Genomic DNA, 23,333 nt, shown 5'->3' with positions numbered 1-23,333 from the left:
GTTGCGGCCATGGAATCTCCAGAAACTGATGATGGGACTTGTGCTCAGGTGGGCCGGCGCGGCTTTCTCGGAGGCGGCGCCGCAGCGCTGGCCGGTACGTGGGTATTCGCCGGCCAAGAGGCTCACTCGCAGACGCCGACGGCCCATCCCGCACCCCGGGAACCCACGGATCCGAGGGTCGAGGCACTGTTGGCGAAGATGTCACTCGCCGACAAGATCGCCCAGCTGAACGTGCCGCAGGTCCTGCCTAGCGGGTTCGTCCCGAAATCGTCCCCGGTAACCACCGACAAGCACCGTGAGGCCTATGCGGCGGGTAAGTGGCGCGGTCTCGGACAGGGAGGCGGATTCTTCGGATTCCTCAACGAAACGGTCGCCGGGGCGCTCCCCGTGAAGCAGCCCCGCACACCTCGGCAACAAGCAGAGGCCACCAACGAACTGCAAAAGATCGCAAAGGCTGGCAAGCTCGGCATCCCGCTGCTGCAGATCGCTGAAGGCACAAACGGTCATTCCGCGCCGTACGCGACGATCTTCCCGGCGGGGCCCTCGATCGCCGCGACCTGGAACACCGGCCTGGTCGGTGCGGTCTATGGCGCGGTCGCGGCCGAGGCGCGCGCCTGTGGCACTCACGTCCTGAACACACTGGTCGCCGAGGTGTTCCGCGATCCCCGCTTCGGGCGCAGCTGCGAAGGGTACGGCGAGGACCCGTACCTGGTCGGCAGCGTCATCGGCGCTATCGTGCGCGCCCTCCAGGGCACCGACGTCAGCAAGCCGAACCGGACCGTCGCGTCGTTGTGTCACTACCCGCTGCAAACCCCGAACGTGGGCGGGCTGGAGGGAAGCTCGGTCGAGATCGGCGAGCGCGAGATGCGGGCGATCCACCTGCCGCCGTGGCGGACCGGGTTCGCCGACGAAGGCGCGCTGATGACGCTGGCCTGCCAGTCGACGATCGACGGCGTGCCCACGCACCGGTCGGAGAAGTTGCTCACCCAGGTTCTGCGAGGGGAGCTGGGGTTTCGGGGCGTCGTCATCAGCGAGGGCGGCGGCTTCAGCACGCTGGTCACCGAGCGCATCGCGGCCGATCAGAAGCAGGCCGGCGCTCAGGCGATCAAGGCGGGCGTCGACGTCGGCATCACCTGGGAGGATGCCTACCTCGACGGACTCAAGGAGGGGGTCAAGGACGGCTCCGTCCCGATGGAGCTCGTGGACCGGGCCGTCCGGCGTGTACTGATGCTCAAGCTGCGGCTCGGGCTGTTCGACAACCCCTACGTCGACCCCGACCAAGCCGAGCGGATCGTGGGCTCCGCTCCGCACCGCGCACTCGCGCTTCAGGCCGCGCGTGAGGGCATCACCCTGCTCAAGAACGACGGCGACCTGTTGCCGATCAGGAACTCCGTCAAACGCATCGCCGTGATCGGGCCGAACGCCGACGTTCCGGAAAACCTCACCGGGGACTACGCACCCTGGCCCCCGAAGAACGGAATGCCCACGATACTGGCGTCCATCAAGGCCGCCGCACCCGCCGGAACCAAAGTCATCTACGCCAAGGGCTGCGGCATCAACGACGCCGACCGCTCGGGCTTCGCCAAGGCCGTCGAGACCGCGCGTGGCGCCGACCTCGTGGTGCTCGTGCTCGGCGAGAGGTCCAAGGGCTTCCTGTACGAGGGCGCCACCGGAGGCGAGGGCGTTGACGTCGCCGACCTGAACCTCACCGGTGTGCAAGACGCGCTTGTCCGAGCCGTCCACGCGACCGGCAAGCCTGTTGTGATCGTGTTGGTGTCGGGTCGACCGCTGTCCATCACCTGGCCCGCCGAGCACGTCCCGGCGATCGTACAGGCCTGGCTCCCCGGTGAGCGCGGTGGTGAGGCTATCGCGGACGTGCTGTTCGGCAGATGCGACCCTGGCGGGCGGCTGCCGGTGACGGTGCCGCGGAGTGTGGGCCAGCTGCCGATCTACTACGACGTCAAACCCATGCGCGCGGCGGCCGATGGGTACGTTGGCCTCAAGGCGTCCCCGCTGTATGAGTTCGGTCACGGCCTGAGCTACACCACATTCCGCTACGACAACCTCGAGATCTCTCGCCACCGGATCAAGGCAGGGGAGACCACGGAGGTCCGAGTCGACATCACCAACACTGGACACCGCACCGGCCAGGAGGTGGTCCAGCTGTACCTCGCCGACCGGCAATCGAGCGTGTCGCTGCCGGTCAAGCAGCTCCGTGGCTTCGCGAAGGTGGAATTGAAGCCAGGCCAGAAGCGGAGGGTCCGGCTCACGCTCGGCCCGCGGGAGATGGAGTTGATCGACGAGTCGATGCATCAGGTCGTCGAACCCGGCACCTTCGAGGTCCAGGTCGGCAGTTCCTCCGCACGGATCCATCTGCGCGGCACGTTCGAGGTCGTCGCCAGGTAACGGCGGATCCGTACAGCAAAACGAAAGAATTCGGTATGTGGACGGCGGGAGCTACCAAAGTCGGGTACAGGTTCCATCCTTCGGCTGCTGCAGCCGGCGGTGGCCGGGCGGCAAGCTTGTTCCATGACCGAGATCAAGACGCCGCTGGCGGAGGCCCGCTACATAGGCTGCACAGCGGATGAACTCACGACCCGCAAAAAGGGCGATCGCCTCGCGGCCGGGATTGATCAGAGCGTCCTTTTCCACCGGCGGGGAAGTGCGACGCTCCACGAGGACCGGCTTGTACTGAGCGACTGGGCCGACACAGGGGATCTCGTGCTGCGGCCCGTAGACGTTATCTCCGTGACGAACGAGTACACCAAACTCTACGGGCGGTTCATCGGCGGCCTGCTCAATGCGGGTAAGCCGCTGATTATGGGGACCACTAAAGCAGGCGAGATCTACCTCATGGTCAACCACAAGACATTCATGGAGACCACCGATAATCGCAAGTGGACTCAGTTGATCAAGACCTGGCTCAATTCTGGTGACTGAACGCCTGCCCAGACCGCTGCGCATGGCCTTTTGTCGGAACGCGGCCTCGATCACGACCGGCGTCAGCTCCGCGCGCGACCTCGTGGTCGATGCGATCGGCATCCTGGCCGCCGTCTCGATCGGCGCGATCACCGCCTGGCCGCGCTACCGGGGCTGGCCGCATGCGCTGGTGGCCGCCGACGTGGCCGTCGGCGCGGCAGCCTGCCTCTTGCTGCCGGCGCGGCGTCGCTGGCCGACGAGGCTTGCGTTCCTACTGGCGTCACTGTCCGCAGTTTCGCCCGCGTCGGCGGGCGCCGCTTTCGCAGCGACGCTTTCGGTCGCCGTGTACCGCCCACTGCCAGTGGTCGCATGGATCGGAGGCCTCGGCATCGCCACTGGGCTGGTGAACACGGCGCTGTACTCGCCCCCGCATGTGCCGTATCTGGCGAACGTCAGCATAAACGTACTGGTGACAATAGCTGCGGTCGGTTGGGGCCGAGCAGTCCGGGCCCGCCGCAGTCTGTTGACCTCGCTTGCGGAACGGGCACGCCTTGCAGAAGAGGAGCGGCACGCCCGCGTCGCCGAGGCCAAGCGAATGGAACGCATCAGGCTCGCCCGCGAGATGCATGATGTCCTCGCCAACCGCATGTCGCTCCTGAGCGTGCACGCGGGCGCGCTGGAGTTCCGGCCGGATGCCCCTCATGACGAGATCGCGCGGGCCGCCTCAGTGATCCGCAGCGGCGCCCACCAGATGCTCGTGGACCTCCGCGAAGTCATCGGGCTGCTTCGGGAGGATTCGGTGGATGATGCTGGTCCTCCGCAACTCACTCTTGCCCGGCTCCCGGAACTGGTCGAAGAGGTACGCCGGGCAGGAGCAGATGTGACTCTCAACCTCGTGATCACCGATGCCGACGCCGTACCCACCACCGTCGCGCGAACCGCATATCGGATCGTCCAGGAAGGCCTGACCAATGCACGCAAGCACGCCCCCGGCATGCCCGTGACGGTCATCGTGGATGGGGCACCCGGGAACGGACTGACCGTCGGGGTACGCCAGCCGCTCGCCGGACGTGCTACCGATATTCCAGGAGCCGGCGTCGGACTGAGGGGACTCACCGAGCGGGCAACGCTCGCAGGCGGCACTCTCGACTACGGCCCTGACAACGGTATGTACGTGCTGCATGCCCGGTTGCCCTGGGAGGCATGATGGATCGGTCCGATCCGATCAGGGTCCTGCTGGTCGACGACGAATGGCTGGTACGCGCCGCTCTGACGACAATGCTGTCCGGCCAATATGACATCGATGTCGTCGGAGAGGCCTCCGACGGTACCGCCGTTCCTGAGGCCGTGCGCATCACCCGACCGGACATCGTGCTCATGGATATTCGCATGCCCAAGATCGATGGGCTTGCCGCTACCCAACGGCTCCGTGCGACAACGAACGCGCCAGAGGCCATCATGCTGACTACATTCGATACCGACGAACTCGTCCTGCGAGCACTGCGCGCGGGCGCAAGCGGCTTTCTTCTCAAAGACACCAGACCGAACGAGATCGTTGACGCTGTCCGGCGCGTCGCAGCCGGGGAACCGATCCTGTCGCCCGCCATCGCCCGTAAGCTCATCGAGTACGCCAGGGCCACGGCCAAGAGCAACGAGCCGCGCGAGGCCGCCCGTCGCCGCCTTGCCTGCCTCACCGACAGTCAACGGCGAGTGGCGGAAGCAGTCGGTCGTGGTCTGACCAACGCTGAGATTGCGACCGAGCTCGTCATGACGGTGGCAACGATCAAGTCTTACGTTTCACAGATCATGCACAAACTCGCCCTGAACAACCGTGTCCAAATCGCTTTGCTCATCCACGACGCCGAGTAGGCCGAGCGGACTGGTTACCTCGGAGTGTGACTTACGGCTCGATCTGAACACCGGACCACATCCGAACCAGCATCCGAACGGCGCGTCACATCACAACAGGGCGAACATTGCCTGATGCGGCTAGCCCTCGTAATTCTCGAGCGTGATGGCGTTCGCCGCCCTGTGGATCGGCTCGATCACCTTGGCCATCATGCGGTCGCGCCCGGGCATGCGTCCCATCAGGGCGAGCATCGCCATGGAGATGCGGACCTGGGCACGGCTCTTCATCACCATTCGCTTGATGTTCGACGGGCCGAGCTTCTGGTTCTTCTCGGCGAACGGCCGCATGCGCCGCTCGTACGCGTCGAACCCGCGCTCGTGGTCGCCGCGGGCGGCCGCCAGCTCGCCGGCCAGGACGTACGCGCCGACCAGGGCGAGGCTGGTGCCCTGGCCCGAGGCCGGCGACGCGCAGCAGGCCGCGTCGCCGAGCAGGACGACGCGCCCGTTCGACCAGCGGTCCAGGTGGACCTGGGCGAGGGAGTCGAAGTAGAAGTCCGGGGCGGCCGCCATGCCCTCGACCAGCCGGGGCACCTCCCATCCCTCTCCCGCATAGGCGTCGGCCAGCATGCGCTGCTGCGCGGCGCGGTCGCGCGGAGCGGGGACGGCCGGATCGGCGGCGAACAGGAACATCGCCTTCGCCTCGGCGTCCTGGGCCGTGCTGTAGGTCAGCGCCGTACGGCCGGGGCCGACGTAGGTGAGCTCCCACCGGTCGAGGTTCAGATGGTTGGGGACGCTGAAGACCGATACGTGGTAGCCGAGCTCGCGCACGAAGTCCTCTTCGGGGCCGAAGGCCAGCGCGCGGGTCCGTGAGTGCAGTCCGTCGGCGCCGACGACGAGGTCGAAGACGCGGGTGTCTCCGCCGTCGAACGTGACCGTCACCCCGTCGGGGCCGTCGTCGATCGAGGCGATCGAGTCGCCGAAGCGGTACTCGACGTCGTCCTTGGTCAGGTCGTACAGCAGGCGGTGCAGGTCGCCGCGCTGGATCTCCGCGTCGCCGTGGACCCGGCCGCCGAAGGTGTCGCCGTCCATGCTCGCCACGCGCCGCCTGGTCGCGTCGACGACCGATCCGCCCCGTACGTCGGTCGACATGCTCCGGATGGCGTCGAGAACGCCCATGCGCTCGACGACCGTGAGTGCGGCGCCGCGGATGTCGAGCTTGTAGCCGCCTTCGCGGATCCGCGGCGCCTGCTCGCCCACGTCCAGCGCGACCCGGCCCTGCGCGAGAGCTTCGCCGGCGCGACCCGGCCCGCCCGCCTGGGGCTGGCCAGGCTATTCGGCCACGAAGGGGACGAGGAGACGGCGCTGACCGTCGGGGCCTTCTATCAGGCCATGCTGAGCGGCCTGGCGGCCCAGGCGATGGCCGACCCGGCGAACGTCCCCTCCGGCCGCGACCTCCTCGACGCCGTCCGAACGGTCGCGGCCGGCCTCGGAGCGGGCGACACCGAGGCGAGGACCTGACCGCCTCGGCGCTGGTGAGGGCCTGATCGCCACAGAGCGGCCGGCGCCGAGGCGAGCGCCCGACCGCCTCGGCGCGGGTGACGGCCTGACCGCCTTGGCCCCGGATGTACCGGCTCGGCGATCAGGGCTCGGCGATGACGACGAGGTAGCCGTCGAGGTCGCGGAGCCAGATCTCGCGGTGACCGGCGTTCGGGTTGACGTGCACGTCGGTGACGACGTGCGCGTCAGTCCGCCTGATGCGCTCGACCGCTGCGTCGAAGGCGGGCGCCTCGAACCAGAGCGCCACCCCGTTGCCGAGCGGCACGGCGGGGTCCGCGAGGGCACCGTGGTGGTGTCCGACGTCCAGCCGGTGCAGCTGCATGATCATCGTCCCGTCGACCAGCAGTCGCTCGTACTCTGGACCGCCATGATCGCTGGTGGCGCCGAGGACGTCCTGGTACCAGCGGCTTGCCCGCTCGACGTCCGCGACCGAGATCATCGGCTGGGGCCGTACTCCCGGAAGGGCCTTGTTCGTCATACCCGGATCATGCCCGGACGGCGGCGTGCCGGGCTTGGACGAATGGGAGGCGGTGCGGAGCTCGACGCTGCACGCGAATGTATGCCGGATGTAGGTGAAATGTACGTAGCTGCCTAACGAAGGCCCGTCATCCCCGCTCACGAAGAGCGTTCGGCCGGGTCGCGCAGCGGCTGACATCCCCCCGTGCGGTTCGGGAGCGGTCGATTCCTTTTTGTGGTGGCCGGGGTCTACATGGTGGGAGGCACGACCCGCGCGACGGGCCGGTCGGTCTCTCTCATGTACGTCGAGAACGAAGGGCCGATCGCCAATGAGCATTCCCGCGACCATGCGCGCGCTGCAGCAGACTTCCCTCAACGGCCCGCAGGACATGCGCCTGATCACCGACGCGCCGGTGCCGAGCCCCGGCCAGGGCGAGGTCCTGATCCGCGTCACCGCAGCCGGGGTCAACTTCGCCGACATCTCGAAGGCTCACGGCACGTTCGCAGGCGGCCCGCAGCCGCCGTACCCGGCGGGTTTCGAGGCCGCCGGTGAGGTCGTCGCGGTGGGCGAGGCGGTGACCGGCCCGCAACCGGGGGCCCACGTCGTCGGCGTCGGAACCGGCGCTTTCGCCGAGTACATGGTCCTGCCCGCGGCTGCGGCGGTACCGGTGCCTGCGGGCTGGACGGAGCAGCAGGCGCTCGGTCTGGTCGTGAACTGGCCCACCGCGCTCGCCGCGCTCAAGCCTCTGGGCGGCATCGCTGCCGGGCACACCGTGCTGATCCACGCCGCGGCGGGCGGGACCGGCCAGGCCGCGGTGAGAATCGCCAAGCACTACGGTGCGACGGTCATCGCCACCGCCTCGCCGGGCAAGCACGAGACAGTGCTGGCACTGGGAGCCGACCACGTCCTGGACTCTGTCGGCGGCGACCTCGCCGCCGAGGTGATGGAGCTGACCGGCGGTTCCGGCGTCGATGTGGTTCTGGAGTCGGCCGGCGGCGCAACGTTCGCCGCCAGCCTGGCCGCGGCCAAGCGGGTCACCGGCCGGGTCATCGTCTACGGCCTGGCAGGCGGCGAAGCCCCGATCACCAACTGGGAGCTGGTGTACAAGCACCAGGTCCACATCATCGGCCTCAATATCGGCGTGCTGATCCAGGCCGCACCGCAGATCTTCGGTGAGCTGATGGGTGAGCTGTCCGCGCTGATCGCGGCCGGCGTGCTCGCCCCCGGCCTGCCGACCGTGTACGAACTGGCCGACGGCCCGAAAGCGCTAACGGAACTCGAAGCCAGGGCCACCGTCGGCAAACTCGCCCTGCTGCCCTGAGAGAACCCCTAGTACCGAACCGGTGACGCCGCGCACCGCATGGCAGGAGTTGAAACAGATGACCGCAACCGTGGACCCGGCCGCTAAGCAGACGGCGCGATTCGTCGTGATGTACGACACCCCCTCCGACGTCGACGCGTTCGAACGTCACTACAACGATGTCCACATCCCGTTGGCGAAACAGTTTCCGGGCCTGCGTCGTTACACGCGCAGTCATGAACCGGCAGCCGTGATCGGCGAGCCGTGCTATATGGTCGTGATGCTGGACTGGGACGACATGGCCGCGCTGGAAGCTGCGCTCGGATCCGAGATCGGCCGGCGCACCGCCGAGGATGCCGCGGCGAACCTGGCCCGCTACACGACCTTCCGCGGCATGATCCTCCAGCTCGACGAGGTCTGACCGCGGATGCCGCCGCTGCGATTGGGGGCCCGCGTCGTCGATCGTGGCCGAGGCGTGGCCCGGCAGCGTCGGCACGTGGACCACGTCCAGACGTGTTGCAGTACTAGGAGGCTCGCAGGGTGACATCGGATCTGCGGGCGGCACCAGATCAAGACCGGTTCACCGCCGAGACTGAGCGGTTCCGCCGGGAGTTGTTGGCGCACTGCTACCGCATGGTCGGCTCGGCACACGACGCCGAGGACCTGGTGCAGGAGAGCTATCTGCGGGCGTGGCGGTCCTACGCCGGATTCGAGGGTCGAGCGTCGACTCGGTCCTGGCTCTACAAGATCGCTACCAATGTCTGCCTGACGGCGTTGAAGCCGCGCCCGATCCGGGTGCTGCCCTCAGGCCTGGCAGGCCCGTACGACGGACCCGACCGCCCGCCGAGTCCCGTTGCGCCGGGCGAGGTCTCGTGGCTGGAACCGATGCCGGATGTATGGATCGCCCCGCCGGGCGACGATCCGGCCGCGGTGGTGGTCGAACGTGAGTCGCTGCGGCTGGCGCTCATCGCCAGCCTGCAGCACCTGCCCTCCCGCCAACGTGCGATCCTCATCCTGCGCGAGGTGCTGGCGTTCTCGGCGGCCGAGACCGCGGAGATCCTCGACACCACAACTGCGGCGGTCAAGAGCGGTCTGCAGCGCGCCCGTGCCCGGCTGGACGAATTGGGGCCGGAGCCCGAGGAACTGCTCGAACCGACCGACCAACGGGCACGCGCGCTTCTCGACGGCTACATCGCAGCCTTCGAGCACTCCGATGCCGGCCTGCTGGAACAGGTGCTGCGCGCGGACGCCACGCTGGAGGCGACGCCATTCCGCGAATGGCAGGCGGGCCGGGCGATGTGCATTCACATGCTCGACGCGTACGTGTTGGGCACACCGGGCGATTGGCGGATGATCGCTACCGCAGCCAACGGCCAACCTGCCGCCGTCGTGTACCACCGGGATGCGGACGGCGCGCTCCGAGCCGACGGCGCCGTGGTGCTGGCCCCCACCGCCACCGGCGTCTCCCGCGTGATCAAGTTCCATGATCCCGCGCTGGTCGCGACGTTCGGCTTCCCGGACGTGCTCGCGCACTGACACCACGATGGTGTGCCTCTACGAACACGGGCGGGGAAAGGCTCAGGGCCGCCAGACCCGTTGGTCTGACGGCCCTGTTCGGCCCGTTCACGGTCAGGCCTTGTTGAAGGTCTTCTTGGCCCAGAGGTAGGAGACGACGGCGATGCCGGCGCACCAGGTGGTGGCGATGGCGGCGTTGTTGCCGATGGGGGTGCCGAGGAGCAGGCCGCGGACGGTCTGCATGATCGGGGTGAAGGGCTGGTATTCGGCGAACCAGCGCAGGGCGGCGGGCATGGAGTCGGTGGGGACGAAGCCGCTGCCGAGAAAGGGCAGGAAGACCAGGGGCATGGGGGCGTTGCTGGCGGCTTCGGGGGTTGAGGATTTGAGGCCGAGGGCGACCGAGAGCCAGGTGATGGCCACGACGAACAGGGTGAGCAGGCCGACCGCCTCCAGCCATTCGGCGGCGGTGGCGTTGGGACGGAAGCCGATCGCCAGGGCGATGGCGATGACGACGGCCATGCTGAGGAGTTGTTGGATGACGCTTGCGACGACGTGGCCGGTCAGGACGGAGGCTCGGGAGATCCGCATGGTGCGGAAGCGGGCGATGATGCCTTCGGTCATGTCGGTGGCGACCATGACGGCGGTTCCGGTGGCGGCGGTGGCGGCGGTCATGAGCAGGATGGCGGGGAGGACGTAGTTGATGTAGGTGTGGCGGCCGCCGCCGATGCCGTGGCCGAGGGTGGCTCCGAAGACGTAGACGAACAGGAGCAGGATGATGACGGGTGTGATGATCAGCTGCACGGTCATGGAGGGGTAGCGGAGGAGGCGTTTGAGCTGGCGCCGGACCATGGTGGAGGAGTCGCGGGCGGCGAGGGACAGGGCGCTCATCGGGTGGCCTCCTGTTTGTGGTCGGTCTGCTGGCTGGTGAGGGTGAGGAAGACGTCGTCGAGGTCGGGGGTGTGCACGCTCATCTGGTCGACGTCGATCGAGCGTTCGTCCAGGGCGGTGAGCAGTTCGCGGATGGCGCGGACGCTGCCGTCGCCGGGCACCTGCAGGGTGAGCGCGTCGTGGTCGGCGATCCCGGCGCCGATGAGGTGACGGGCCGCCTCGAGCAGGTGCGTGTCGGTGAAGGTGAGCTCGATGTGGCCGCCGGGGATGAGCCGCTTGAGCTGTTCGGCGGTGCCTTCGGCGATCAGCCGCCCGTGGTCGAGGAGGGCGATGTGGTCGGCGAGTTCGTCGGCCTCTTCCAGGTACTGGGTGGTGAGGAAGATCGTGACGCCGCTCGCGACGAGGTCGCGGACGATCTGGTACATGGCGCGGCGGCTGCGCGGGTCCAGGCCGGTGGTGGGCTCGTCCAGGAAGATCAGGCGCGGGTCACCGACCAGGGTCATCGCCAGGTCGAGCCGGCGCTGCATCCCGCCCGAGTAGGTGCTGGCGGGCTTGCGCGCGGCGTCGACCAGGTCGAACCGCTCGAGCAGCTCGGCGGCCTTCTGCTTGCCCTCGCGCTTGGGCAAGTGCTTCAGGTCGGCCATGAGGAGCAGGTTCTCCTCGCCGGTGAGCAGCTTGTCGACGGCGGAGTACTGGCCGGTGACGCCGATCGCGCCGCGCACATCGTCGGCCTGACGGTCCAGGTCGTATCCCGCGACCTGAACCTGGCCGCCGTCCGCCCGGATCAGGGTGGACAGGATCTGGACGGTGGTGGTCTTGCCGGCGCCGTTCGGGCCGAGCAGGGAGAAGATCGTTCCTTGCGGGACGTTCAGGTCGATGCCGTCGAGCACGACCTTCTCACCGTCCTTGCCGCGGTAGGACTTGCGCAGCCCGTTCGCCGCGATGGCCAGGTTCGTCACTGTTCTGCTTCCTTAAGGAGACTGCGGGTCAGCTGTGGGTTAGAGGCTGCGGGCGGTGATGTCGCCGTTGGAGGTGGTCGCCTGGATGGTCAGGTCGGCGGTGCCGTCGTTCTTGAGGGCGTTGGTGATGCGGCCGTGGGAGGTGCCGGCGTCGAGGGTGGCCGAGACGCCTGCGGCGGCGCCGACCGTGATGTCGCCGGACTGGGTGGCCAGCACGACCGTGCCGCCCGTGGCTTCGGCGATGGTGATGTCGCCTCGTGAGGTGCTGATCTGGGCGGGGCCGCCGAGGCGGCCGACCTCGACGTCGCCGTCGACCGCGGTGAGGCGGAGGCTCGCTGCCTCATCCAGCTTGATCTGGTGGTAGGCGCCTTCGAAGGCGACGTCGCCAAGCCGTCCCACGGTCCGCAGTTCGACGCTGGCCGTCTTCGCCTCGACCTGCGAACCGGCGGGCAGTTTGACCGTCACCTCGATGGACCCCGACGGGCCGAAGTACTGGTTCTTCGCCGCCTGGGTCTCGATCCGCAGGACACCGTCGGCGAACTCGACCGTGGTCTGCTCGGCCGCCTTCACGTCGCGGCTCTTGGAGGCGTTGGCGGGCAGGACCTCGACCGTGGTGTCGGCCCGGTCGGCGGCGATGAACTGCACGCGCCCGGCGGGGACGTTCAGGACGGCGGTGATCGGGGCGGGGGTGTCGAACTTGTTCATCGTGTGCTCCTTGCGCTCTGCGCTGTGGTGTGTTTCTGACATCGCAAACGCTACGTTGCCTTTCTGGATTCGGCAACAAGATCTTTGCGTGAAATCAGAAGACACGCAGGTCAATGCCGAAATATCGTTGCGATGACCCTGGAAGGTAACGCAACAAGCGATGCCTGCGCGTTGCAATCGAGTGAGAGTGAACGCTAGGGTGGAGGCATCGAAGCAACACGAAGGAGATCGCGATGCCCGGAGGCAGGCTCACCCAGCAGGACCGCCAGCAGATCGCGGTGGGGCTGGCCGACGGTCTGGCCTACGCCGAGATCGCCCGACGTCTGGACCGCCCTACCTCGACGATCACCCGTGAGGTGATGCGCAACGGCGGCCCCGCCGGCTACCGCGCCGAGCTGGCCCACCGCGCGACCGAACGCCGCACCCGCCGGCGCAGGCCCGCCTCCCTCCGAGGATCGGAGCCGGTCCCCCAGCCACACGGACGCGATGCCGAGGCGGTCCGCGAGTACGAGGAGATGCTGACTACCGTCCTCATGGAATCGGGCCTGTCCAACAAGATGATGGCCCGCGTGCTGGTCTGCCTTTACACCAGCGACTCCGGCAGCCTCACCGCGTCCGAACTCGTCCAGCGCCTCCAGGTCAGCCCGGCGTCCATCTCCAAAGCGATCACGTTTCTCGAAAGCCAGGACCTCGTCCGCCGTGAACACGACGAACGCCGCCGCGACCGCTACGTCGTCGACGACGATCTCTATTACCAGTCGACGATGGCCAGCGCCCGGGCCCTCACCCAGCAGGCCGAGATCTTCCGGCAGGGGGTCGCCATCCTCAGCCCCGGCACCCCGGCCGCCGTCCGCCTGGAGAACGCCGCCCGCTTCGTCGACTTCGTCGGCGAAAGCCTCGCCCGCGCCGCCGACCAAGCCCGCGAAGTCCTCCACACCAACACCGAAGCGACCTCAAGCGGCACTGTCAGTTCAGATCGCGGATAGAGCGCCGTCTCGGCTCGGAGCTCTGGAAGGTGCGACCAGCGGAAAATGACCTCATCACGCCGATGCGCCGACCGCTGCAACGGCAGGCAGGCAGCCCGACTACGTTGGTCGGATGCTGCCCGATCTTCGTATTCGCATCGGCTCCCGGACCTCGCCGATGGCACTGGCTCAGGCCGACCAGGTCCGCGATCTGCTCACCGACCAGGTCAACGGGCTCGAAGCCGAGATCGTCGGCATCCAGACCTCTGGCGACCGCTGGCAGGGCGACCTCGCCGAGCTCGGCGGCAAGAGCGCGTTCCTGAAGGAGATCGACCGCCATCTGCTGAGCGGCGACATCGACATCGCGGTCCACTGCATGAAGGACGTCCCCGGCGACGTCCCACTGCCCGAGGGCACGACCTTCGCCGCCTACTTGGAACGCGAGGACGTTCACGACGTCGTCGTCTTCCCCGCCGGTTCGCCGTACAGCAGCATCGATGAGCTCCCGGCCGGCGCGCGCGTCGCCACCAGCGCGGTACGGCGCAAGGCGCAGATTCTGCGGGTGCGCCCGGATCTGCATGTCGATCGGATCCGTGGCAACGTCAACTCCCGGCTCGCCCGGTTCGACGCCGAGCAGCGGTTCGACGCGATGATCCTCGCCCAGGCCGGGCTGCGCCGTATCGGCATGGAAGACCGCGTCGGGCAGGTGTTGCCGCTGGAGACGATGTGCCCGGCCGTCGGCGCCGGCGTCATCGGCGTTCAGTGCCGCACCGCCGACACGGGCGTCATGGAGCTCGTACGGCTGCTGGACCATGCCGAGACGCGCATGCACGTGACGGCCGAGCGCGCGATGCTGCAGGGCCTGCAAGGACACTGCAACAGCCCGATCGCCGGGCACTGCACCACCACCGGCGACGGGCGGCTGTCGCTGATCGGCATGGTGTTCTCTCCAGAGGGCGGTACGTTCGCCGACGCCCACGAGTGGGACAAGCCCGACCGCGCGCCCGAGCTCGGCGCGTACGTCGCCGCTTCACTCGTACGCAAGGGCGCCCACGACCTCATCGCCGGTATCCCCCACTGAACCGACGATCGTCGCGTCACAGCACGGTCGGGCTTCGGCGTTCGATGAGGACGACGTCGCGCCAGCGGCCGTGGTGGCGGCCGATGCGTTCGCGGGTGCCGATGACCCGGAAATCGGCTTTGGCGTGGAGGGCGAGGCTGGCGGTGTTCTCGGGGAAGATTCCGGATTGCACGGTCCAGATCCCGGCGGCGTCGGTTGAGGCGAGCAGGGCGGTGAGCAGCGCCCAGCCAATTCCTTGGCCCTGGGCGTCGGGATGGACGTAGATGGAGTGCTCGACGACTCCGGCATAGGCGCAGCGGTCGGAGACCGGCACCACGGCGGTCCAGCCCAGCACCCGCCCGTTGTCGTCCACGGCGACCAGGCGGTGGTCGGGCAGTTTGGCGGCGTCGAAGACCTCCCAGGTGGGGGCGGTGGTCTCGAACGTGGCGTCACCGCTGTCGATGCCGCGCTGGTAGATCTTCAGGACTTCGGCCGCGTGCTCCGGCCGCATGGCCGTGATCTGGGCCGGAGCGCTCACGCGGATACCTCGATCCGCAGGTCGGCCAGCAGACCGCGGATACGGCGTTCGATCTCGTCGCGGATCGGGCGGACGGCGCCGACCCCATGACCGGCGGGGTCATCGAGCTGCCAGTCCAAGTAGCGCTTGCCGGGGAAGACCGGGCACGCGTCCCCGCACCCCATGGTGATCACCACATCGGAGGCCCGTACTGCCTCGGTGGTGAGCACCTTCGGAGTCTCGGCCGAGATGTCGATGCCGACTTCGCCCATGGCCGCGACCACGGCCGGATTCACCGCGTCGGCGGGGGCGGACCCGGCCGAGCGGACCTCGACCTTGTCGCCGGCCAGGTGGGTGAGGAACGCGGCGGCCATCTGAGAGCGTCCGGCGTTGTGCACGCACACGAAAAGCACCGAAGGCACGCCGGTGCTCATGCGCTCACTCCGACGGTCGGCGCCTGGAGCAGGGCGGACAGCCGGGCCAGAGCGGCCGGGAGTACCCGGTAGTACACCCACGTCCCGCGCCGTTCAGACCCGACGAGACCGGCCTCTCGCAGCACCTTCAGATGGTGGGAGATGGTCGGCTGGGACACGTCGAACGGGCCCGTCAGATCGCACACGCACACCTCCTCGCCCTGACGGGAGGCGATCAGAGACAGCAGCCGCAGCCGGATCGGGTCCGACAGGGCCTTGAACATCCGCGCCAGCTCGGCGGCATCCTGTTCGCCCAGTGGCTCGTGGAGCATCGGCGTGCAGCATCCGGTGTTCTGGGTGAGGACCGGCAACTCTTGTTTCGACACACGTCTATGTTGACATGCGGCTAATTAGGTGCCAACCTCCGCTATATCGACATCCGTCGAAACAACCTCGTCGTTGAGGGGAGACCCGTCATGTCCCGTGTCCAGCTCGCGCTTCGCGTCGCCGACCTGGAAGGCTCAATCGCCTTCTACTCCAAGTTGTTCGGCGCCGAACCGGCCAAGCTCCGCCCTGGCTACGCCAACTTCGCCATCGCGGAACCCCCGCTCAAGCTGGTGCTCATCGAAGGTGAGGCCGGCGAGCCGACCCGGATGGATCACCTGGGTGTGGAGGTCGAGGACACCGGCCAGGTCACCGCCGCGACCGAGCGACTGAAGGCGGCCGGCCTGGCCGCCTTCGAGGAGAACGACACTTCCTGCTGCTACGCCCTGCAGGACAAGGTCTGGGTCCACGGCCCTGGGCGGGAGCCCTGGGAGGTGTACGTGGTCAAGGCCGACGCCGACACCCTGAGCAAGGACGGAACCGCCGCCGGCAACGCCTGCTGTGGCACCACCGCCTAACAGCCCATCGCCGCAGCCCGCCGGACCCGGTCCCGTTCATGACGAGTGTTCGGCCGGGGTCGCGTGGCGGTCGACGTCGCTGCGCAGATGTGCCGCGATGCGTTCGGCGGCCGTTTCCGGGTCCGCGGCCGGTAGTCGATCTCCGGGACACGGGCACCATTCGAAGAATTCCCCGCACGCGCTCACGGATATCCACACTCGGGGATCCATGGGACCGCCGTGCACCGACAGTGCCGGCCTGGCATCGCTCATCATCGAAGGCAACCCGAGTCTGGCCAGTTCACGGCACAAGGATACGAGGAGCCGCACTTTTTCACTGTGATCGGCGTACACCGCCGCTGCCCTCCAACGCCCCCGGGAACAGCTGTCTCACCCGCCGGTCATAGCATCCTTCTTATTGGTGTTTCGTCTCGATGCCATGCAAGGCGCTTTTTCGACGCCAATGTCTTGTCTCCGTCTCGGATTTGTCTCGTCGTGCGGATAAATGCTGGCTAGGCTGGCCGTGTGGATGAAAGTGAAGAACGGCAACCGACTTTGCTCCGAATTCTGGTGCAACAGCGGCAATTAATGCGGTATGGGATGTTTCGTGCCGCGTACGAGAACGCGGCCAGGAAGGTGGATCGCGACCTCGTCGGCACCGCTCCGAGCCGTGCGCAGTTGCACCGCTGGATCTCCGGCGGACTCAAACGGCTGCCCTACACCGATCACTGCCGCGTCCTGGAGACCATGTTCCCCGGGTGGACGGCCGACCAGCTGTTCGGGCCGTGGTCGGACGACCTCCCGCCCGGGGCGGATCGCGCCGCGGCCGCTCCGCCCGCCGACGGTCCCCTCCCGCTCGTCGTTCTGGACGGTCCCGGTCTGCCGCTGGCCGGTGTGGCCGCCGTCTTTACCACCCGCGCGGAGTTCACCTACGCCATGCCGCCGCAGGTGATGTTCGACGACGCGCAGGACATCAGGGCGGCCGGGCTGTCGCTCAACCTCCTCTGCCAGCAGTATCCGGACCAGCGGCTGCGCCACCTCGTCGAGAGCGGCACCCGGCTGGAGTGCCTTTTCCTCGACCCGGACGGGGACGCCATCAAGGCGCGGGAGTGCGAAGAGGGCTACACCGACCACTACCTGTCCACGCTCACCAAACTGAACATCGAGGTCCTGGCGCGCGTACGTGACCGCCTGCCGGCCGAGGCCCGCGACCGCCTGTCACTCGCCGTCTACGACGAGACCATCCGATTCGGCATCGTCCTGATCGACGGCGCGACGTGTGTGATGCAGCCGTACCTGCCCCAGGCCCGCGGCGTCGACTCGCCGACGTTTCTGCTCCGCCGTGACCCTGACGGAGTGGGGTTGTATAACACCTTTGAGCAGATTTACCGCGAATTGTCGGAACGGAGTCGGCCGGTATGACGACGTCAGTCGGAGCGCTGCTGCCCGTCGCTCTCGACGCCGTCACGATCGCCGCCGATCTCATCCGCTCCCGAGCACCCGGCCTGCTCACCGCGAAGGGCGACCGGGACATGGCCAGCGACCTCGACTACGCCGTCGAGCGCGCCGTACGGGCGTACCTTCGCGACCGTGCGCCCGCCGTGCCGATCCTCGGGGAGGAGGAAGGGGTCACCGGCGACGCCGACGGGGACCTGCTGTGGGCGCTCGACCCGATCGACGGCACGGCCAACTTCGTGCACGGACTCCCGCTGTGCGGCGTCTCCCTGGGTCTGCTCCACCGAGGCCGCGCCGTCCTCGGAGTGATCGACCTGCCGTTCCTCGGCACCTGCTACTCGGCCGTCGAGCACGCCGGCGCCCACGTCGGAGAGCGGCGCATCACGGCGAGCGCGACGAGCGCGCTGCACGACGCCATCGTGGCCATCGGCGACTACGCGGTCGGGTCGGACGCCGAGGAGAAGAACCGCCTGCGGCTCGCCCTGACCGCCGCCCTGGCCGCCGAGGTCCAGCGGGTGCGGATGCTCGGTTCCTCGGCCATCGACCTGGCCTGGGTCGCCGAAGGCAGGCTGGACGTCAGCGTGAGCATGTCGAACAAGCCGTGGGACACCGCGGCGGGCGTCGTCATCGCCCGCGAGGCCGGAGCCACCGTGGTCGACCACGACGGCAGCGAGCACACCGCCACCTCGACCGCCACCATCGCCGCCGCGCCCGGTGTCGCCGAGCAGATCAGCACCCTCATCGGGCGGACCCTGGCCGTCGCCTGACCGGCGCCGCCCGCGATTCCCGGCGGTTCGTGCCGCGCGGATCCCGAATAATCCGCCGGTCGGCGATCCTGCGTTCACTGGTGAACCGGGGCGGCGAGCGGTCTGGTCGCTGCCGACCGGTCCTGTGGTCGCTCAGCGGCCCGCCGCAGGCATGCGGCAGGTCAGTGGCCCGCGGGTGCGGACACGGCCAGCACCGCGTCGAGCAGCCCGGGGAAACGCGCTTCGAGGTCCGCGCGACGCAGGGTCATCCAGCGGTTCCGTCCATCGATCCGCGTCGACGTCAGCCCCGCCTCCCGGAGCGTCCGCCAGTGGTTGGACAGCGTCGACTTCGGCACGCACAGGTCCGGTGCGCCACACCCGACCTCGCCGTCGGTGGCGAGACGGCGGACCAGTTCGAGGCGCACCGGGTCGCCGAGCGCGTGGAGGACCGTCGCCAGATCGAGGTCGTCGACGGCGGGCTTCGGTGTTGTACGCACCATCCTCCCTCTCCTCGCGTCGCGGGCTACCGGATCGAACCCGAGCATGGTATCAACGTTCCATAGTTCGGGATTATCGAACAATTGGGGGATCAAATGGGTATCGGGATCGCGCTTCCCGCAGGGCCGGACGGCATCGCAGCCGCGGCGAACGTCGTCGACACGATGATCGACGAGGCGAGACAAGCGGCCGCCGCCGGGCTGGACGAGGTCTGGTTCGCGCAGCGGCTCGACGTCGACGCGATCGCCGTCGCCGGTCTCGTGGGCCGGGAGGTGCCCGGTATCCGGGTCGGCACCTCGGTCGTGCCCATCTACCCGCGCCACCCGATCGTGCTGGCCGGCCAGGCACAGACGGCGCAGGCGGCGACCGGCGGCCGCTTCACCCTCGGCGTCGGGCTGTCCGCCGCACCGATGGTCACCGGCGTCTTCGGAGCCCCGTACGATCGGCCGATCCGCCATCTGCGGGACTACCTCACCGCGCTGGCCTCGCTGTTCGCCGACGGTACGGCCGACGTGCACGGCCCGACGCTCACCGCCGACACCGGCAAGGGCTGGTCGTCGGCGCGTGTTCCCGGCGCGGAGCCCTCGGTTCCCGTCGTCGTGGCCGCGATGGGGCCCCAGGCGCTGCGCGCGACCGGCGAACTCGCCGACGGCACCCTGCCCTACCTGGCCGGTCCAAAGACGATCGCCGACCACATCCTGCCGATCGTCAGCGAAGCGGCCGAGGCCGCTGGCCGGCCGGCTCCCCGAATCATCGCGGCCTTCCCCGGTGTGGTCACCGCCGATCCCACGTCGACCCGGGTCCGGGCTGAGCAGGCCCTCGCCTTCTATGGGACGATCCCGTCGTATCGCGCCGTGCTCGACCGAGAGGGAGTCGAGCATGCGGTTGAGCTCGCCGCGATCGGCGACGAGGACACGCTCGCCGAGCACGTCGAGGCCTACTTCGCCGCCGGAGCCACGGACGTTGTGGTCACCAACACCGGCCTCGGAACACCCCAGGACCGGCTGCGCACATGGGAGCTCCTCGGCCGGCTCGCCCGCGCGCGGGGTGTCTCGGTCAGGGGATGAGGCCCAGCTCGCCGGCGTGCACGCCGGCCTGGAACCGGGATTCGGACCCCAGCAGGCGCATCAGCTCGGCCACGCGCCGCCGGTACGTCCGCAGCGAGAGCCCCAGCCGCCGCGCGGCGACCTCGTCGGTGAGCCCGTCGCCGAGCGCCTGCAGGATCCGCCTGCCCTCCACGTCGACCTGAGGCGGGTCACGGTGCAGATACGCGGTGAGCTCGGTCGCGGCCTCCCAGGTGGCCTCGAACAGGGACAGCACACCGCTGATGAGGGCCGGCGACGTGGTGACGGTGAACTCCCGGTCGCCGGCCACGACGGTGCCCGCGAGGATCATGACCCGCCGGTCGATGATGATCGTCTCGTGCGGCAGGCCCGTGGCGCAGATGCGTACCCGCGCACCCATGCCCGCGACCGCGAGCAAGTGATCCCGCTGCTCCTCATCCGCCAGCGCAGCGGGCGTGTACAGCTTGCGCGCCACCACCTCGCCCTCGGTGAGCGTCGAACGCATCCGGACGGCGATCGCCTTGCGGGTGTCCCGGTGCGACCAGGTGTCCATGTCCGTGGCCGCGCAGATGAACTCCGACGTCACGCCGGCGAACAGATGGCCGGCCCGGGCGGTGAGCTCGCGCTCTCCGCGGACCTTGATGACCTCGTCGTTCGTCACCCCACCAAGTCTCCCGATCCCGGCGCGGCGCGGCAATGGCAGGTTGCTGCCAGCCGTTGGCCCGGGGCCGGAGGGCGGCGTCAGGGTGGAGACATGACGACAAACGTGACGGCCGCCGCGGGCGGCGATTTCCTCATCGGTGGGGACCTGCGCGTCAACCGGCTCGGCTTCGGCGCGATGCGGCTCCCCACGGGCAGCTTCCGGGGCCCGGCTCGTGACCCCGAGACCGGGATCGCGGTGCTGCGCCGCGCCGTGGAGCTGGGCGTGAACCACATCGACACGGCCGGCTTCTACGAGCGGGGTGACGTACGCGCTCACGAGCTGATCCGTGAGGCGCTGTCCCCGTACGCCGACGACCTGGTCATCGCGACGAAGGTCGGACCGCTCCGGGGGCCGGACGGGATCCCCAGCGGCGAGGCGACCCCCGATCAGCTGCGCGGCCTGGTCGAGGAGGACCTGCGACGGCTCGGCCTGGATCGCCTGGACCTGGTCTACCTGCGGGTCGGCGGCCTCACGCCCCCCGGTGGAGCGTCGATCGGCGAGCGGTTCGAGGTCCTGGCCGGGCTGCGCGAAGAGGGACTGATCCGCCATCTGGGCGTGAGCAACGTGGACGCCGCGCAGTTCGCCGAGGCCCGTTCGATCGCCCCGGTCACGGCGGTGCAGAACCACTTCCACGTCCAGCACGGCGCCGACGGCGGGCTGCTCGCGCAGTGCGAGGAACTCGGCGTGGCGTTCGTGCCGTACTTCCCGCTCGGCGGCGGCGACCGGCCGCTCGACCGGGACCGGCTCGCGAAGGTCGGTGCCCGCCGCCATGCGACGCCCGAACAGGTGGCGCTGGCCTGGCTCCTGGCGGCCTCGCCCGTGCTGCTCGCCATCCCCGGCACCGGGTCTCTCGACCACCTGGAGCAGAACGTCGGAGCCGCCGGTATCCACCTCGTCGAGGAGGACCTCACCGAACTGACCGCGTGAACCGAACCTCCCAAGGACGCCCCGCCGGGTTCCACCTGGCGGGGCGTCGTCAACCCTGTCGCCTGACCGGCGAGGGTCGACGCCCGAGGGTAGATTTTGACATCACCGCAGCTGAGCGGCTTATTTACTTTCCATACTCGGTTACGTTGGTAACGGTCATCGCTCACGCGCGGCGCCGAGGGGCGTCGCCTGGACGGCCGTCGCGCCCGTGCCGGTGCGGCCCCTTCGCCGGCGCGCTCAGAGGAGGACTCCATGCCGTTTCCCCTGCCGTCGTACGAGCGGTCCCGCGTCGTCGTCCCCCGCCCCAGGAGGGCGGCGGTTACTGGGCGGGAGCGCCCAGTGCCTGTGTCGCGGACGGCGAGATCTACCTCGCGTACCGCCTGCGCCGTCCCATCGGGCACGGTCGGGGGTACGCCGTGGTGGTCGCGCACGCGGTCGACGGCGAACGGCTGGAGACGCTGTGCGTCATCGACAGTGATCAGATGGCGGCCGAGTCGCTGGAGCGCCCCGCGCTGGTCGTGACGCCGGAGGGCACCTGGCGCCTGTACCTCAGCTGCGCCACTCCGGGGACCAAGCACTGGCGGGTCGAGGTTCTGGAGGCGGCCGACCCGCGGTCCTTCGACCCGTCAACGGCCGAGGTGGTGCTTCCCGGCAGTGACCTCATCGGGGTCAAGGATCCGGTGATCCTCCGCCAGGGCGACAGGTGGCACCTGTGGGCGTCCTGCCACCCGCTCGCCGATCCGGAAGAGGCCGACCAGATGGTGACCGACTACGCGACCAGCGCCGACGGCCTGGAGTGGACGTGGCACGGCACGGTGCTGGCGGGCCGCCCCGGCCACTGGGACTCGCGGGGCGTGCGGATCTCGTCCGTCGTCACGGACGGCGGGGAGACCGTCGCACTTCGGCTCCTTGACGGCGGACATGAACAGGTCGGGGTGGCACGCCAGCGCGGCGTGCAGTGCCGTGGTGCCCGCCTTGGGAGCACCGATCACCAGGAAGTTCGGAAGCGCCATCCAGCAGCCCTCCCGGTCAGGCGTCCACCGATGAGGTAATCATTCCATGCCTACCTAAAAAGCAGGGAAATTGATCTTATTGGCCGTACCCGGGATTCCGAATGGGTGCTCAGGTGTAGCTGTCGACGCCGAGCTTGATCGCGACGGCCACTCCGCACACGGCGACCAGGACGCGCAGTGCCTCGCCGGGGAGACGGCGCACGAGGGAGGGGCCGATCCAGCCGCCCGCGAGGAACCCCGCCGCCAGCGGGAGGGCGGCGTCCCACTGCACCGGCCCGAACAGCGCGAACCCCAGTGCGGCGACGCCGTTGGCCAGCCCCGCGACGGTGTTCTTGATCGCGTTGACGCGGACCAGCGGCAGGTCGATCATCGCGGAGAGCACGGCCAGCATCAGGATCCCGCCGGCCGCCCCGAAGTAGCCGGTGTAGACGGCGACCGTGAACAGTCCCAGGCGGAGCAGCCGGCTGTGCTCGCCCTTGGAACGTTCCGCGAGCCGTCCGACCTTCGGCTGCAGGAGCAGGATCAGGGACGCGCTCGCGATCAGCCACGGCGCGATCAGCTCGAACATCCGCGCCGGCGTCACCAGCAACAGCGCCGCGCCCGTGGCGCCACCGAGTGCGGTCAGGACGCCCAGCCGCAGCACCCGGGCACGCTGCCCGGTGAGCTCCCGCTGCGAGCCGGCCGTGGCGCCCACCGCCGTGAACACCAGCGCCACCGTGTTCGTCACGTTGGCGCTGAGGGCCGGCAGCCCGAGCGCCAACAGAGCCGGATAGGACACGATCGACGCGAGGCTCACCACGGTACTGACCACCCCGGCGAGGACGCCGACGCCGAACAGGATGGGCAGATGAGCCGTGATCACACCAGTACCCAAGCACACCGCGTGATCGCCGGATGACGCGGGCATGCGACCCCGGCCGCATCGGACGGATGATCGACCGAG

The 23,333-nt window shown here is 68.8% G+C and carries 27 protein-coding genes; 16 read left to right on the top strand and 11 right to left on the bottom strand.

The genetic code is table 11. The features are described 5' to 3' along the window. The first annotated feature begins 198 nt into the window (after window positions 1-198). The 4 genes from AB0I04_RS10910 (at window position 199) to AB0I04_RS10895 (ending at window position 4,788) form a co-directional block, all read left to right on the top strand. Entirely contained in the window at window positions 199-2,406 is a 2,208-nt protein-coding gene (locus AB0I04_RS10910; RefSeq protein ID WP_360882021.1) for a glycoside hydrolase family 3 C-terminal domain-containing protein, read from the top strand. Between the two features lie 123 nt (window positions 2,407-2,529). Further along, window positions 2,530-2,940, top strand: a complete 411-nt coding sequence (locus tag AB0I04_RS10905) for a hypothetical protein (RefSeq protein WP_360882019.1) — start codon at window positions 2,530-2,532, stop codon at window positions 2,938-2,940. Next, a complete protein-coding gene (locus AB0I04_RS10900; RefSeq protein WP_360882017.1) occupies window positions 2,933-4,126 on the top strand; it encodes a histidine kinase in 1,194 nt (397 codons plus the stop codon). The genes AB0I04_RS10905 and AB0I04_RS10900 overlap by 8 nt, the downstream gene beginning before the upstream one ends. Continuing rightward, window positions 4,123-4,788 (top strand): response regulator transcription factor, encoded by a 666-nt coding sequence (locus tag AB0I04_RS10895; RefSeq protein WP_360882015.1) that lies wholly within the window; start codon window positions 4,123-4,125, stop codon window positions 4,786-4,788. The genes AB0I04_RS10900 and AB0I04_RS10895 overlap by 4 nt, the downstream gene beginning before the upstream one ends. Before the next feature lie 120 nt (window positions 4,789-4,908). Here AB0I04_RS10895 and AB0I04_RS10890 read toward each other — a convergent pair whose 3' ends face one another. After that, a complete protein-coding gene (locus AB0I04_RS10890) occupies window positions 4,909-6,024 on the bottom strand; it encodes an FAD-dependent monooxygenase (RefSeq protein ID WP_360882013.1) in 1,116 nt (371 codons plus the stop codon). Window positions 6,025-6,156: 132 nt separating this feature from the next. On the opposite strand from AB0I04_RS10890, the gene AB0I04_RS10885 reads away from it, so the two are divergent. After that, on the top strand, window positions 6,157-6,285 hold the full coding sequence (locus AB0I04_RS10885; RefSeq protein WP_360882011.1) for a hypothetical protein: 129 nt from the start codon (window positions 6,157-6,159) through the stop codon (window positions 6,283-6,285). Between the two features lie 121 nt (window positions 6,286-6,406). On the opposite strand, the gene AB0I04_RS10880 is transcribed toward AB0I04_RS10885, so the two are convergent. Beyond that, window positions 6,407-6,802 carry a VOC family protein gene (locus tag AB0I04_RS10880; RefSeq protein ID WP_360882009.1) on the bottom strand — a complete coding sequence of 132 codons (396 nt, stop codon included), beginning with the start codon at window positions 6,800-6,802 and terminating at the stop codon, window positions 6,407-6,409. A 307-nt stretch (window positions 6,803-7,109) separates the two neighbouring features. Here AB0I04_RS10880 and AB0I04_RS10875 point away from each other — a divergent pair, with 307 nt between their 5' ends. The 3 genes from AB0I04_RS10875 (at window position 7,110) to AB0I04_RS10865 (ending at window position 9,617) form a co-directional block, all read left to right on the top strand. Further along, window positions 7,110-8,102 carry a zinc-binding dehydrogenase gene (locus AB0I04_RS10875; protein WP_360882007.1) on the top strand — a complete coding sequence of 331 codons (993 nt, stop codon included), beginning with the start codon at window positions 7,110-7,112 and terminating at the stop codon, window positions 8,100-8,102. Between the two features lie 22 nt (window positions 8,103-8,124). Beyond that, window positions 8,125-8,502, top strand: a complete 378-nt coding sequence (locus AB0I04_RS10870) for an EthD family reductase (protein WP_360882005.1) — start codon at window positions 8,125-8,127, stop codon at window positions 8,500-8,502. A gap of 119 nt (window positions 8,503-8,621) precedes the next feature. Continuing rightward, on the top strand, window positions 8,622-9,617 hold the full coding sequence (locus AB0I04_RS10865) for an RNA polymerase subunit sigma-70 (protein ID WP_360882003.1): 996 nt from the start codon (window positions 8,622-8,624) through the stop codon (window positions 9,615-9,617). A gap of 93 nt (window positions 9,618-9,710) precedes the next feature. Here the strand turns inward: AB0I04_RS10865 and AB0I04_RS10860 are convergent, their stop codons facing one another. The 3 genes from AB0I04_RS10860 to AB0I04_RS10850 are packed head-to-tail and all read right to left on the bottom strand — an operon-like array spanning window position 9,711 to window position 12,148. Further along, window positions 9,711-10,484, bottom strand: coding sequence for an ABC transporter permease (locus tag AB0I04_RS10860; protein ID WP_360882001.1), 774 nt, complete (start codon window positions 10,482-10,484; stop codon window positions 9,711-9,713). After that, window positions 10,481-11,443 (bottom strand): ATP-binding cassette domain-containing protein, encoded by a 963-nt coding sequence (locus AB0I04_RS10855; protein ID WP_360881999.1) that lies wholly within the window; start codon window positions 11,441-11,443, stop codon window positions 10,481-10,483. Before AB0I04_RS10855 ends, AB0I04_RS10860 begins: the two co-directional genes overlap by 4 nt. A 39-nt stretch (window positions 11,444-11,482) precedes the next feature. Beyond that, window positions 11,483-12,148, bottom strand: a complete 666-nt coding sequence (locus AB0I04_RS10850; RefSeq protein WP_360881997.1) for a DUF4097 family beta strand repeat-containing protein — start codon at window positions 12,146-12,148, stop codon at window positions 11,483-11,485. A gap of 233 nt (window positions 12,149-12,381) precedes the next feature. Between AB0I04_RS10850 and AB0I04_RS10845 the strand changes: the two genes are divergently transcribed. Together AB0I04_RS10845 and hemC are read left to right on the top strand one after the other, a co-directional pair. Continuing rightward, a complete protein-coding gene (locus AB0I04_RS10845; RefSeq protein ID WP_360881995.1) occupies window positions 12,382-13,134 on the top strand; it encodes a helix-turn-helix domain-containing protein in 753 nt (250 codons plus the stop codon). Window positions 13,135-13,246: 112 nt separating this feature from the next. Continuing rightward, the gene (gene hemC / locus AB0I04_RS10840; protein ID WP_360881993.1) at window positions 13,247-14,194 is read left to right on the top strand and encodes a hydroxymethylbilane synthase; all 948 of its coding nucleotides are present in this window, start codon (window positions 13,247-13,249) and stop codon (window positions 14,192-14,194) included. Between the two features lie 16 nt (window positions 14,195-14,210). Here hemC and AB0I04_RS10835 read toward each other — a convergent pair whose 3' ends face one another. The 3 genes from AB0I04_RS10835 to AB0I04_RS10825 are packed head-to-tail and all read right to left on the bottom strand — an operon-like array spanning window position 14,211 to window position 15,435. Beyond that, window positions 14,211-14,711 (bottom strand): N-acetyltransferase family protein, encoded by a 501-nt coding sequence (locus tag AB0I04_RS10835; protein ID WP_360881991.1) that lies wholly within the window; start codon window positions 14,709-14,711, stop codon window positions 14,211-14,213. Then, on the bottom strand, window positions 14,708-15,124 hold the full coding sequence (locus AB0I04_RS10830) for an arsenate reductase ArsC (protein ID WP_360881989.1): 417 nt from the start codon (window positions 15,122-15,124) through the stop codon (window positions 14,708-14,710). The genes AB0I04_RS10835 and AB0I04_RS10830 overlap by 4 nt, the downstream gene beginning before the upstream one ends. Then, complete coding sequence (locus AB0I04_RS10825) at window positions 15,121-15,435, bottom strand: metalloregulator ArsR/SmtB family transcription factor (protein ID WP_360882405.1); 315 nt, start codon at window positions 15,433-15,435, stop codon at window positions 15,121-15,123. Before AB0I04_RS10825 ends, AB0I04_RS10830 begins: the two co-directional genes overlap by 4 nt. Window positions 15,436-15,579: 144 nt before the next feature. On the opposite strand from AB0I04_RS10825, the gene AB0I04_RS10820 reads away from it, so the two are divergent. The 3 genes from AB0I04_RS10820 to AB0I04_RS10810 all read left to right on the top strand — a co-directional run bounded on the left by AB0I04_RS10820 (window position 15,580) and on the right by AB0I04_RS10810 (window position 18,206). Continuing rightward, the gene (locus tag AB0I04_RS10820) at window positions 15,580-16,005 is read left to right on the top strand and encodes an ArsI/CadI family heavy metal resistance metalloenzyme (protein ID WP_360881987.1); all 426 of its coding nucleotides are present in this window, start codon (window positions 15,580-15,582) and stop codon (window positions 16,003-16,005) included. A gap of 579 nt (window positions 16,006-16,584) precedes the next feature. Next, window positions 16,585-17,406, top strand: a complete 822-nt coding sequence (locus AB0I04_RS10815) for a DUF5919 domain-containing protein (protein WP_360881985.1) — start codon at window positions 16,585-16,587, stop codon at window positions 17,404-17,406. Further along, entirely contained in the window at window positions 17,403-18,206 is an 804-nt protein-coding gene (locus tag AB0I04_RS10810) for an inositol monophosphatase family protein (RefSeq protein WP_360881983.1), read from the top strand. Before AB0I04_RS10815 ends, AB0I04_RS10810 begins: the two co-directional genes overlap by 4 nt. A 161-nt stretch (window positions 18,207-18,367) precedes the next feature. On the opposite strand, the gene AB0I04_RS10805 is transcribed toward AB0I04_RS10810, so the two are convergent. Beyond that, the gene (locus AB0I04_RS10805; RefSeq protein ID WP_360881981.1) at window positions 18,368-18,685 is read right to left on the bottom strand and encodes a helix-turn-helix transcriptional regulator; all 318 of its coding nucleotides are present in this window, start codon (window positions 18,683-18,685) and stop codon (window positions 18,368-18,370) included. Between the two features lie 93 nt (window positions 18,686-18,778). Between AB0I04_RS10805 and AB0I04_RS10800 the strand changes: the two genes are divergently transcribed. Further along, the gene (locus tag AB0I04_RS10800; protein ID WP_360881979.1) at window positions 18,779-19,750 is read left to right on the top strand and encodes a TIGR03564 family F420-dependent LLM class oxidoreductase; all 972 of its coding nucleotides are present in this window, start codon (window positions 18,779-18,781) and stop codon (window positions 19,748-19,750) included. On the opposite strand, the gene AB0I04_RS10795 is transcribed toward AB0I04_RS10800, so the two are convergent. Next, on the bottom strand, window positions 19,740-20,408 hold the full coding sequence (locus AB0I04_RS10795; RefSeq protein ID WP_360881977.1) for a DNA-binding response regulator: 669 nt from the start codon (window positions 20,406-20,408) through the stop codon (window positions 19,740-19,742). The genes AB0I04_RS10800 and AB0I04_RS10795 overlap by 11 nt on opposite strands. A 93-nt stretch (window positions 20,409-20,501) precedes the next feature. Between AB0I04_RS10795 and AB0I04_RS10790 the strand changes: the two genes are divergently transcribed. Continuing rightward, entirely contained in the window at window positions 20,502-21,377 is an 876-nt protein-coding gene (locus tag AB0I04_RS10790; protein ID WP_360881975.1) for an oxidoreductase, read from the top strand. 416 nt (window positions 21,378-21,793) lie between these two features. Beyond that, window positions 21,794-22,429, top strand: a complete 636-nt coding sequence (locus AB0I04_RS10785; RefSeq protein WP_360881973.1) for a hypothetical protein — start codon at window positions 21,794-21,796, stop codon at window positions 22,427-22,429. 70 nt (window positions 22,430-22,499) lie between these two features. Here the strand turns inward: AB0I04_RS10785 and AB0I04_RS10780 are convergent, their stop codons facing one another. Further along, complete coding sequence (locus tag AB0I04_RS10780) at window positions 22,500-23,252, bottom strand: sulfite exporter TauE/SafE family protein (RefSeq protein WP_360881971.1); 753 nt, start codon at window positions 23,250-23,252, stop codon at window positions 22,500-22,502. Between the last annotated feature and the right edge of the window lie 81 nt (window positions 23,253-23,333).

This window comes from Actinoallomurus sp. NPDC050550 (assembly GCF_040655075.1).
In the GTDB taxonomy this organism is placed as follows: domain Bacteria; phylum Actinomycetota; class Actinomycetes; order Streptosporangiales; family Streptosporangiaceae; genus Actinoallomurus.
Note: the sequence above shows the minus strand (reverse complement) of the source record. Positions and strands in the feature narration are given on the sequence as shown.